11 protein-coding genes are annotated in these 10,845 nt (G+C 64.8%); 6 read left to right on the top strand and 5 right to left on the bottom strand.

The features are described 5' to 3' along the window. Window position 1: 1 nt before the first annotated feature. Entirely contained in the window at window positions 2-445 is a 444-nt protein-coding gene (locus B8115_RS23585; protein ID WP_010627372.1) for a GNAT family N-acetyltransferase, read from the bottom strand. Between the two features lie 213 nt (window positions 446-658). Between B8115_RS23585 and B8115_RS08555 the strand changes: the two genes are divergently transcribed. Next, a complete protein-coding gene (locus B8115_RS08555) occupies window positions 659-1,249 on the top strand; it encodes a YajG family lipoprotein (RefSeq protein WP_010627371.1) in 591 nt (196 codons plus the stop codon). A 98-nt stretch (window positions 1,250-1,347) separates the two neighbouring features. Here the strand turns inward: B8115_RS08555 and B8115_RS08550 are convergent, their stop codons facing one another. The 3 genes from B8115_RS08550 to B8115_RS08540 form a co-directional block, all read right to left on the bottom strand. Continuing rightward, on the bottom strand, window positions 1,348-1,989 hold the full coding sequence (locus B8115_RS08550; RefSeq protein ID WP_010627370.1) for a thiopurine S-methyltransferase: 642 nt from the start codon (window positions 1,987-1,989) through the stop codon (window positions 1,348-1,350). Window positions 1,990-2,005: 16 nt separating this feature from the next. Next, window positions 2,006-2,632 (bottom strand): TIGR04211 family SH3 domain-containing protein, encoded by a 627-nt coding sequence (locus B8115_RS08545; protein WP_010627369.1) that lies wholly within the window; start codon window positions 2,630-2,632, stop codon window positions 2,006-2,008. A gap of 208 nt (window positions 2,633-2,840) precedes the next feature. Beyond that, the gene (locus tag B8115_RS08540) at window positions 2,841-3,170 is read right to left on the bottom strand and encodes a DUF1820 family protein (protein ID WP_010627368.1); all 330 of its coding nucleotides are present in this window, start codon (window positions 3,168-3,170) and stop codon (window positions 2,841-2,843) included. A gap of 222 nt (window positions 3,171-3,392) precedes the next feature. On the opposite strand from B8115_RS08540, the gene miaB reads away from it, so the two are divergent. From miaB to lnt, 5 genes are all read left to right on the top strand, one after another. Next, on the top strand, window positions 3,393-4,736 hold the full coding sequence (miaB, locus tag B8115_RS08535; RefSeq protein WP_010627367.1) for a tRNA (N6-isopentenyl adenosine(37)-C2)-methylthiotransferase MiaB: 1,344 nt from the start codon (window positions 3,393-3,395) through the stop codon (window positions 4,734-4,736). A 118-nt stretch (window positions 4,737-4,854) separates the two neighbouring features. Further along, window positions 4,855-5,931: a PhoH family protein gene (locus B8115_RS08530; RefSeq protein WP_026037985.1), complete on the top strand. Its 1,077-nt coding sequence runs from the start codon at window positions 4,855-4,857 to the stop codon at window positions 5,929-5,931. Beyond that, complete coding sequence (ybeY, locus tag B8115_RS08525; RefSeq protein ID WP_010627365.1) at window positions 5,928-6,437, top strand: rRNA maturation RNase YbeY; 510 nt, start codon at window positions 5,928-5,930, stop codon at window positions 6,435-6,437. Before B8115_RS08530 ends, ybeY begins: the two co-directional genes overlap by 4 nt. Before the next feature lie 2 nt (window positions 6,438-6,439). Beyond that, window positions 6,440-7,315, top strand: coding sequence for an HlyC/CorC family transporter (locus B8115_RS08520; protein ID WP_035590543.1), 876 nt, complete (start codon window positions 6,440-6,442; stop codon window positions 7,313-7,315). Between the two features lie 27 nt (window positions 7,316-7,342). Next, window positions 7,343-8,821: an apolipoprotein N-acyltransferase gene (gene lnt, locus B8115_RS08515; RefSeq protein ID WP_010627363.1), complete on the top strand. Its 1,479-nt coding sequence runs from the start codon at window positions 7,343-7,345 to the stop codon at window positions 8,819-8,821. An 84-nt stretch (window positions 8,822-8,905) separates the two neighbouring features. Here lnt and phaC read toward each other — a convergent pair whose 3' ends face one another. Further along, entirely contained in the window at window positions 8,906-10,744 is a 1,839-nt protein-coding gene (phaC, locus tag B8115_RS08510; RefSeq protein ID WP_010627362.1) for a class I poly(R)-hydroxyalkanoic acid synthase, read from the bottom strand. Between the last annotated feature and the right edge of the window lie 101 nt (window positions 10,745-10,845).

The following is a 10,845-nucleotide window of genomic DNA, read 5'->3' as shown; positions in this document are numbered from 1 at the left end:
ATCAGTCGGCCTCGCTTGGCGTCCGCGACCAGACCATGAGCGTCTCCTTCTCACCGCTGAGCGGCTCCGTGCGCTCCTCGAGAATCTTGAAGCCCAGGCGGTGATAGAAGGAGACGGCACGCACGTTACGTGAATAGACGCACAGGGTAATCCGCTCCCGCTTGCTCATGGCATGGGCCATCAGGTGGGTGCCGTGACCGAAGCTCTGCAGCTCAGGATCGATGAACAGCGCCTCAAGGTGTTCGTCGTTGAGTGCGGCAAATCCCACGGCGCGCCCGGCGGCCTCGAGCACGTAGGTCTCCGCACCGGGCAGGTAGAGGTTCGCCATGTCTTCGGCGCGTTCGCGCCAGAACCCGGCGGGGATGAAGTCATGGGCCAGCAGCGAGGCACGCAGCCAGATGTCGACGAGCTGCGGAATGTCCTCGGTCGTGGCAGGGCGTATCATGCAGTATCTTCCTCTCCTGAGAGGCGAAAAGCTCGATCTTCGTCGAGTGAAAAACAGAGTGTAACCGTAATGCCTACGCCTGGCGCAACGCTGTTGCCCGCAACGCGCTGGCGATATACTGCGCAAGTGACTGAAGCGAGCACTCTTATACGCTTCACGCACGGCCAAGCTCGGGCCACCCCCTGGCCCCGCAAGACGAATCCGGGAGCGAGAATGAATCGACGTAATGCCTTGTGTGCCGCAGCCGTTCTGTTGGCCACCGCCCTGCTGACCGGCTGCGCCAGCCCCCATTACCTCCAGTTGAACCCACAGCGCAGCACCGCCGTTCCCCAGACAGGCAGCGGCCAGGCCGTAACGGTAGCCGCCGTGGACGAGCGCGACAGCGATGTGATCGGCACTCGCACCGGCAGCGCCATGTCTACGGCAGTGATTACCGTCAGCGCCCACGAGCTGATACCGAACCTGCAGCGCGAGGCAGAGCGGGCCGTTCGCGACATGGGCTTTTCACCGACCAGCGAGCCGGGTAGCGGTCGCCCGGGCCTGACGGTCACGATGCTGCACCTCGGCTACGAGCGTGGCGAGAACCGCCCGGTCATCGATGAAGCACGGATGGAAGCGGTACTCGAGGTCAAAGTGACCAACCAGGGCACCACCTACACCGGCACCTACACCGCTCGCCGCACCCAGAGCTACGCGGTGCGTCCGGGGCGTGACGCCAACCGCCGCATGCTCAACGACCTGATCGGCGACGCTCTGGATCGCGCCTTCAGCGATCCGGAGCTGGCCCAGCTGCTGGCCCGCTGAGCCTCTTGGCCTCAGGCCACATCATGCCCAGCCGCACCATGCGAAAGGGCCGCCCACCGGACGGCCCTTTGACGTTTGATACCACCCACGATTGCCACTCAAGTCAAAGGCCCGCGCCGGGTGAGCGCCCACACGCTCTCGCGAAACCCACTGCCCGCTTCCGGCTCGCCATCTTCCAGGTGAGCGACCTGAAAATTGGGCTCGAACAGTTCGCGAACCTCATCGGCCGGCACGTGATAGGGCGGACCGGCGCTTTCGTCTCCCGGTGCGCGCGACAGCGAGATCAGCAGCCCGCGCATGCCGGGCGGAATCAGCTGCGCGAGATGAAAAGCGTAGCGTTGGCGGGTAGCGGGCGGCAGAGCGATCAGCGCGGCACGATCATAGAAGGCACCGATCTCGGCCGCCTGATCGATATGAAAATGGAAGAAGTCGCCGCACCACAGCTCCACGCTGCCCTGACGGCAAATCGCAAACGGCCCCTGCTGGTAACGAGACACCTCGCCGGTACCCTCGTCGACGAACTGCTCGATCGCCTCCCGGGACAGCTCGATGCCCAGCACGGGGTGGTCGCGATTGGCCAGCCAGCGCATGTCCAGGCTCTTGCCACACAGCGGTACCAGCACCTTGGTGCCCGCGCGTATCTTCAGCCTTGGCCAGTGGCGCAACAGCGCCGGATGCGTGTCGTGGCGATGAAAGCCGATACGACCCTCGCGCCAGCGGTCGAGCCATTCACGCGTCATCGTCCATGCCTCGTCATCAGAACCAGCGGTCGCGCTTGCGCCGCTTGCGCGGCAGGTGGGGAACGATCAACCCGACCAGCAGACCAGCCCCGGCCACACCACCGCCGTACATGAAGTAGCGCATCAGCAGGTCCTCTTCCTGGGTGTCCAGACGTGCCTGGAGCTGGCGGATGGTACTACGCGAGCGGTCAGCCTCGCTGTCGAGCTCGCGGTTACGCGCTTCCAGCTCGGCGATGCGCTGCTCGCGCACGTCGAGGGTTTCGGTCATGGCCGAGACCCGGTTCTCCCAGGTCTCGTTGATGCCGCCCAGCTCAGCCTCGAGCTCTGCCACCTGCGCTTCCAGGCGCGGCAACTGGTAGCTCGCACTCGGCGACGACTGCAGCTCGTTGCTCAGTATCCATACACGACTGCCGTCACCGTTTTCGACTCGGCTGTAGTTGCCGCTGGTTTCGAGCAAAGTAACTGGCTCGCCGGCCGTCAGGGTACCGACGATGCGATAGCCGTCGGTCGGGCCGCTGCGCACGTAGGTAGTCAACTCATCGGAAACCCAACGCGCGTTGTCTTCCGCCTGCTGGGCATGCAGCGGCAGCGCCGACACGCTAAGCGCGACGCCTGCGAGAAAAAATCTGAATCGATGCTTCATGCCGGTGTCCTGGCTATCAAAGCCGCGGGCCTGCCATCGACAAACCCTTGGCAAAATCTCTCTTTCACTGGCCTATCCACAGGATCTGTGGATAAACCCCGGGAAAACCGCTGGAAAGGCGGCTGTCTGGCACCCCGGCACTGGCCTGCGAGAGGATGGTCATTTCCTGAGCAGACCGCGGGCATGCCGTTCCCTGCGTTCATTGTTGTCAGCGCTCGCTCTTCGGCGGCAGCATCGGACCACGCGGAAACTCCGCAATGCGCCCCTCGCTCTTGACGGCCCTGGCCGGTCCCTCACGCTCGACCTCGTCGATACGCACGATGGCGTTCAGCGGCAGATAGCTGCGCTTGACGCCATCGAAGGTGTGACGCAGGCGATCGGCCGAGGGATCGACTACCAGCTTCGAACCGTCCTCGAAGACAAATTCCTCGACCTCGATGAAACCCCAAAGTTCGCTCTGGTAGATCTCCCTGGCATAGAGCTCCCAGACTTCACCCTGCTGGTGGAAAACCACCCGATAGATCGGCTTGGCCGCCATAAGGCCGTCTGTCCTCAACGTTCGGTTGCGCGAATTAGATGTCCCGCTACGGGACCGCCAAGGGGCTAGCGTACCACAGGCGTCCCGGGCCGCGGTGCCCTACTGGCCCCATCAGGCTGGCTTCCGTATAATACCGCCACCTTCGAGGACGGCCACAAGGCCTATTCCCGCGACACTCCACTCACCGGTGACGCACGCGTCGGACGACCGACCCTCTATCCTATGGCGAAGAAACTCTTCATCAAGACCCACGGCTGCCAGATGAACGAGTACGACTCCGCACGCATGGCGGATCTACTCGGCGAATCTCATCAGCTCGAATTGACCGACGACGAAGGCGAGGCCGACGTCATCCTGCTCAATACCTGCTCGATTCGCGAGAAGGCCCAGGAGAAGGTCTTCCACCAGCTCGGCCGCTGGAAGAAACTCAAGGAGGCCAACCCCGATCTGGTGATCGGCGTAGGCGGCTGCGTGGCCAGCCAGGAAGGCGAGGCATTGCGCAAGCGCGCGCCTTACGTCGACATGGTGTTCGGCCCCCAGACCCTGCACCGGGTGCCGGCGATGCTCGATGCCCGCCGCGACAATCAGATTTCGGTGGTCGACGTCACCTTTCCCGAGATCGAGAAGTTCGACCACCTGCCCAAGCCCAGCTCCGACGGTGCGACCGCCTTCGTCTCGGTGATGGAAGGCTGCTCCAAGTACTGCACCTTCTGCGTGGTGCCCTATACCCGCGGCGAAGAGGTATCGCGCCCGTTCGAGGCGGTGATGGACGAGGTGATCCACCTGGCCGATCAGGGCGTGCGCGAGATCAACCTGCTGGGCCAGAACGTCAACGCCTACCGCGGCGAGAACCGGCTCGGCGACGAGATCGATCTGGCCGAGCTGATCGCCTGCGTGGCGGCGGTGGAGGGCATCGACCGTATTCGCTTCACCACCTCGCACCCGGTGGAGTTCAGCGACAGCCTGATCGAGGCCTACGGCGAGATTCCCGAGCTGGTCAGCCACCTGCACCTGCCGGTTCAGGCCGGCTCCGACCGTATCCTCGCCGCCATGAAGCGCGGCCACACGGTCGAGGAGTACGTGGAGAAAATGGAGCGCATTCGTGCGCTGCGCCCCGACATCAGCTTCTCTTCCGACTTCATCATCGGCTTTCCCGGTGAGACCGAGGAAGACTTCGAGGCCACCATGGACCTGATCCATCGCATCGGCTTTGACCACTCCTTCAGCTTCGTCTATTCGGCGCGGCCCGGCACACCGGCCGCGGCACTGCCCGACGACACCCCGGAGAGCGTCAAGAAGCAGCGTCTGGCGATCCTGCAGGATCGCATCAACCAGCAGGCGATGCAGATTTCGCGGCGCATGGTGGGCACCACGCAGCGCATCCTGGTCAGCGGTTTCTCACCCAAGGACCCCGGGCAGCTGTCGGGGCGTACCGAGAACAACCGCGTGGTCAACTTCAGCGCCGCCAACCCCACCGAGCTGATCGGCCACTTCGTCGAGGTTACCATCACCGAGGCACTGCCCAATTCACTGCGCGGCGAACTGGCTTCCCCGACGCTACAATGAGGGCAGGCAGGCATGTTATCCGTCCGCAGACGGGCAACGTGAGTCGAAAGCATTGCCCTGCCGAAAGGCAGGGCATTAAGCTGGGAGCCAATACACGCAACGCATGGATTCCGACACCTTGAGTCAACACGCCGCACAGGCCAACCGCATCATCACATTGAGCCTCGAGCCCAACGATCCACAGCGTCTCGCCAACCTTTGCGGCCAAAGGGACGAGCATCTCAAACTGGTCGAATCACGCCTCGGCGTCACCCTGCGCAACCGCGGCAACGTCTTTCAACTGGCTGGTCCCGGCCATCGGGTCAAGGCCGCCGCCAACGTGCTGGAGCACCTCTATCGCGAGGCCGAAGCCAGCCCGCTGTCACCGGATACCGTGCACCTGTTCCTGCAGGAGTCAGGGCGTGAAGCGCTGGACGAAGAGGAAGGTCCCGCCGACGGCGAGGTGCTACTGCGTACGCCCAAGGTCCTGATCAAGCCCCGCGGGCAGAACCAGCAGAACTACGTCGCGAGCATTCGCCAGCACGACATCAACTTCGGCATCGGCCCGGCCGGCACCGGCAAGACCTACTTGGCCGTCGCCGCAGCGGTGGAAGCGCTCAACCAGCAGGAGGTGCGTCGCATCCTGCTGGTGCGTCCGGCCGTGGAGGCGGGAGAGAAGCTCGGTTTCCTGCCGGGCGATCTGGCCCAGAAGATCGACCCCTACCTGCGCCCGCTCTACGATGCGCTCTACGAGATGCTCGGCTTCGAGCAGGTGGGCAAGCTGATCGAGCGCCAGGTGATCGAGATCGCTCCGCTGGCCTACATGCGCGGACGCACCCTGAACAACGCCTTCATCATTCTCGACGAGAGCCAGAACACCACCCGCGAGCAGATGAAGATGTTCCTCACCCGCATCGGTTTCGGCTCCACCGCGGTAATCACCGGCGACGTGACCCAGGTCGACCTGCCCCGCGGCCAGAGCTCCGGGCTGATCCAGGTGCTCGAGGTGCTCAGGGGCACCGCCGGCATCGGGGTGACGCATTTCGCCGCCAAGGACGTCGTGCGTCATCCGCTGGTGCAGCGCATCATCGAGGCCTACGAGAGCTTCGAGGCCGAGCAGGAAGTGCAGGAGCGCGCCCGCCGCGAAGCCCGCGAACGCGAGCGCGAGGCCCTGCGCCAGGAGCGTGAACGCAACAGGGATGACGGCATAAGATGATGACCCCGGCGCCCATCGTCGACCGCCAGGCTGCGCTATCCGACCGGGAACTGCCGGCACAGGCAGCGCTGGAGAACTGGGTCGCCGCCGTGCTGGCACGCTTTCCGGGGGAGACGCGCCACGAGGTAACCGTGCGCTTCGTCGATGCCGACGAAGGCCAGGCGCTGAATCGCGACTATCGCGGTCGCGACAAGCCGACCAACGTGCTCTCCTTTCCCTTCGATGGCCCGCCCGGCATCGCGCTGCCGCTGCTCGGCGATCTGGTGCTGTGCCATCCGGTGGTGGAACGCGAAGCCGCCGAGCAGTCCAAGCGACTCGAACATCACTATGCCCATCTGGTGGTGCACGGCATGCTGCACCTGCTCGGTCACGATCACCTCGAGGATGAGGAAGCCGAGGCGATGGAGCAGCTCGAGCGCGACATCCTGGCGGACCTCGGCATTGCCGACCCCTATGCAGCGGATCACCCCGAACAACAAGACGACAGCATGGACGAGAGACTCTAGCGATGAGTGAAGACCGAACGAGCAGCCAAAGCGGAAGGTCATGGCTCGACAAACTGCTCGGCGCCCTCTCGGGGGACAGCGAAGGCCCCAGTTCGAGGGAGGAGCTGATGGAGTTCCTGCGCGAAGCGGCCACCCGCCTCAAGCTGGACCAGGACGCCATGATGATCATCGAAGGCGCACTGCAGATCAGCGACCAGCAGGTTCGTGAGGTGCTGATCCCGCGCTCCCAGGTGGCCGCCATCGCCGTGGACCAGCCTGCCGAGGAGTACCTGGCGCTGATCAACGAGACCGGTCATTCACGCTATCCGGTCATCGGCGAGAACCTCGACGAGGTCAAGGGTCTGCTGCTGGTCAAGGATCTGCTCAAGCTGCTCAACCGTCCCGCCGAGGAGCGTGAGCGCTTCTCCCTCGAGGACGTGCTGCGCCCCGCCATGTTCGTGCCGGAATCGAAGCGGCTCAACAGCCTGCTCAAGGAGTTTCGCGACACTCACAACCACATGGCGGTGGTGGTCGACGAGTACGGCGGCACCGCCGGGATCGTCACCATCGAGGACATCCTCGAACAGATCGTCGGCGACATTGAGGACGAGCACGACACCGACGAGGACGACGACATCCGCACCCTCGGCGAGGGGCGCTACGCCATTCGCGCACTGACCCCGATCGAGGACTTCAACGAGCGCTTCGGCACGCGCTTCTCCGACGATGAGTTCGATACCGTCGGCGGGCTGGTGATGCAGCGCTTCGGCCACCTGCCCGGGCGCGGCGAGCATACCGAGCTCGGCGGCTGGCGCTTCACCGTGCTCAATGCAGACAACCGGCGCATACGCCTGCTGGAAGCCGTTCTGCAGGACGAAGCAACTCCACCCCAGGATTGATCCGGCTGCCTCAGGATGCCAACTCCCATGACAAACAAACGTCCGACGCCTGTATTCGGCTATCTGGCCGCGCTCGTTGCTGGCGTTCTGACCACGCTGACTGCCTCGCCCTACGAACTGTGGTGGCTGGGGCCGCTGGCCGCAGGGCTCGTCTACTGGGCAATTCGGCCCCTGGGGGCGCGCCAGGCCGCCTTCCTCGGCTGGTGCTACGGGGTCGGCCTGTTCGGCTCCGGTGCCTCCTGGGTCTACGTGTCGATCCACGACTACGGCTACACCGGGATGCCGCTGGCGCTCTTCCTCACCGTGCTGTTCGTTTGCGCCATGGCGCTGTTCGTTGCCGCGGCGCTATGGCTCTGCCGCCTGCTGTGCGGTCAGCGCCTGGCTTTTCTTACCTTCGCCGGCGCCTGGGTACTGGGCGAATGGCTGCGCACCTGGCTGTTCACCGGCTTCCCGTGGCTGCTGCTGGGCAGCTCCCACGTCGATTCGCCGCTGGCGCCCTGGGCGCCCATTGGCGGGGTCTATCTGCTCTCGCTGATCGTTGCGCTCAGCGGCACCCTAGGCGCGGAATTCCTGCGTCGCCGCTGGTGGGCGGCCGCGCCCATCGCCGCCATGTGGCTGGTCCCGCTGACGTTGCCGACCCAGTGGACCGAGCCGGCAGGCGAGCCGCTGCGGGTCGCTCTGCTGCAGGGCAACCTCGACCAACTGATCAAGTGGACCCCCGAGGGTCAGCGCATCGCCGCCAATACCTATCTGGAGATGACCCGGGCCTACGCCGACGACGCCGACCTGATCGTCTGGCCCGAGGCGGCGCTGCCGATGTTCGAAGACGAGGCCGAACCGCTGCTGGCCCGGGCCCAGGCCCATCTGGTGCCGGGCAGCGCCCTGCTGACCGGCATTCTCCAGCGCGAGGGCCGCGGACTCTACTACAACAGCGTGATCGGACTGGGCAACGCCGAAGGCGAATACCGCAAGGAGCGCCTGGTACCCTTCGGTGAGTACCTGCCGCTGGAGCGCTGGCTGCGCGGCACCATCGCCTTCTTCGACCTGCCGATGCCGGCAATGACCCCCGGCCCCTCGGGGCAGCGGCCAATCCGTGCCGCCGGCACGGTGATCGGCAACGCCATCTGCTACGAGATCATCTACGCCGATCTGGTGGCCCAGCAGGCCCGCGATAGCGAACTGCTTCTGACGGTGTCCAACGACACCTGGTTCGGCGAGTCGATCGGTCCACTGCAGCACTTGCAGATGGCCCGCCTGCGGGCGCTGGAGAACGGCCGCTACGTGGTGCGCGCCACCAGCAACGGGGTGACCGCCGTCATCGACCAGTATGGTCAGGTGGTGGCCAGAGCGCCTCAGTTCGAGACCGTGGCACTGCTCGCCGAGGCCGTACCGATGCAGGGCTTGACGCCCTTCACTCGCACCGGCAGCTGGCCGGTGTGGCTACTCAGCGCGCTGCTGGTGCTGCCGGGACTGCGGTTGCCGCAGCGCCGCCGACGGCGATTCTAGGCTATATCTCCAGACCCAGAAAACGACGAGGCCCGCATCAGCGGGCCTCGTTGCGTTGGGCATTGGTAGCTCACTCCGGGTGGATCACTCCGGCTTGGCCGGTACCTCGCCCAGCACCTCGGGAATGGTCATGCGCACGTAGCGACCCGGCGCCTCTTCCAGCAGCTTGAGCTCGCCCTCGCCCGGCTGGCGTGCCGGCACCATCTTGTCGGCATCGGCGTAGCCGCCTGCGGTCATCCACTGCTGCCAGTGCGGCCACCAGGAGCCCTCCTGGAACTCGGCGCCGGCAAGCCAGGATTCGTGGTCGTCGGGCAGCTCGCCGTTGGTCCAGTAGCCGTACTTGTTGCGCGCAGGCGGGTTGACGATACCGGCGATGTGGCCCGAACCGCCCAGCACGAAGGTGACCGGCCCCTTGGGCAGCAGCGCACCGTAATAGGTGCTGTTCCACTTGGCGATGTGGTCCTCGCTGGTGGAGACGAAATAGCTCGGCGTGGAGATCTTGCGCAGGTCGACCTTGACCCCGTCCAGCTCGACGCCGCCGGGTTCCACCAGTCGGTTCTCCAGGTACATGTGGCGCAGATACCAGCCGTGGGTGCCGGCCGGCAGGTTGGTGCCGTCGGTGTTCCAGTAGAGCAGGTCGAACGGCGCCGGATTCTCGCCCTTCAGGTAGTTGCTGACATAGAAGGACCAGAACAGGTCGTTTTCGCGCAGCAGGTTGAAGGTATAAGCCATGGAGCGGCCATCGAGGTAGCCGTCCTGATCCATGCGCGCCTCGATCCCCTGCAGGATCGGCTCGCTGAGCAGTACGCCGAGTTCGCCGGGATCGCGGAAGTCCTGCAGCGTGGCCATGTAGGTGACCGACTTGACCTTGCGCCCGCGCCGGGTACTGGTGAGGTAGGCCACGGTGGACGCGGTCAGGGTGCCACCGATGCAGTAGCTGAGCAGGTTGACCGACTTCTCGCCGCAGGCCTGCTCGATGGCCTCCATGGCGGCGACCGGTCCCATCTGCATGTAGTCGGCCCAGGTCAGGTCGCGCTGCGCGGGGCCGGGGTTGCGCCAGGAGATCAGGAACACGGTGTGGCCCTGATCCACCAGCCACTTGACCAGCGAGTTGTCCTGACGCAGGTCGAGGATGTAGTACTTGTTGATCCAGGGCGGCACGACGAGCAGCGGCGTCTTGAACACCGTGTCGGTAGTCGGCGTGTACTGTATCAGCTGGATCAGCTCGTTCTCGTAAACCACGTAGCCGGGCGTCACGGCGATGTTGCGTCCGATCTCGAAGGCGCTGCGGTCGGTCATGGCCACATTGAGCCCGTCGGCGGAGTTGGCCAGGTCGCGGCGCAGCTGAGCCAGCCCCTCGACCAGATTCTGGCCCTTGGTCTCCAGGGTACGGCGCATCACCTCGGGGTTGGTGGTGACGAAGTTGGTCGGCGCCATGGCATTGACCATCTGGCGGGCATAGAACGCCAGATTGCGCTTCTGCTTCTCGGGCAGGCCATCGAGCTGCTCGACGAGTTCTTCCACGGCACCGGAGAACAGCAGGTATTGCTGCAGGATAGCCCGATAGAACGGCTCCTGCTGCCAGGCGTCGTCCTTGAAGCGCCGGTCGTTCTTGGGTGGTACCACCAGCGGCTCACCCAAGTTCCCGTTCAGCGCCTGCAGACCCTGCTGCCACAGCTGATACTGATCCTGGATGAGGCGCGCCTGGGTCTGCCACAGCAGTTGAGGATTGCGCATCAGCGACTCGGCGCCGGCCTGGAAGGCCTCGCGCATGTCGGCCTGAATGGAGTCGGCGGCCGCATCGGGCGCCATGCGCTCGAGCAGTTCCTGCATCAGGGCCTGATAGTGCTGCCCCATCTCCCTGAGCTGCTCGTTCCACTCTTCCAGTTCGGCCTGGGAGAACACCTCGTCCCCTGACTGCATCGCCCTCTCCTATATGAGAACCTTCTTCTTCGATTCGATGCGAGCGCCCGACCGAGCGCCTCCACGGAGCGAGACATCAGCCCCGTGGAGAGGTCGGCGAC

It is taken from the genome of Halomonas sp. KM-1 (assembly GCF_000246875.1).
Lineage (GTDB): Bacteria > Pseudomonadota > Gammaproteobacteria > Pseudomonadales > Halomonadaceae > Halomonas > Halomonas aerodenitrificans.
The sequence above is the reverse complement of the archived record's forward strand: the minus strand, read 5'-3'. Positions and strand labels throughout refer to the sequence as shown.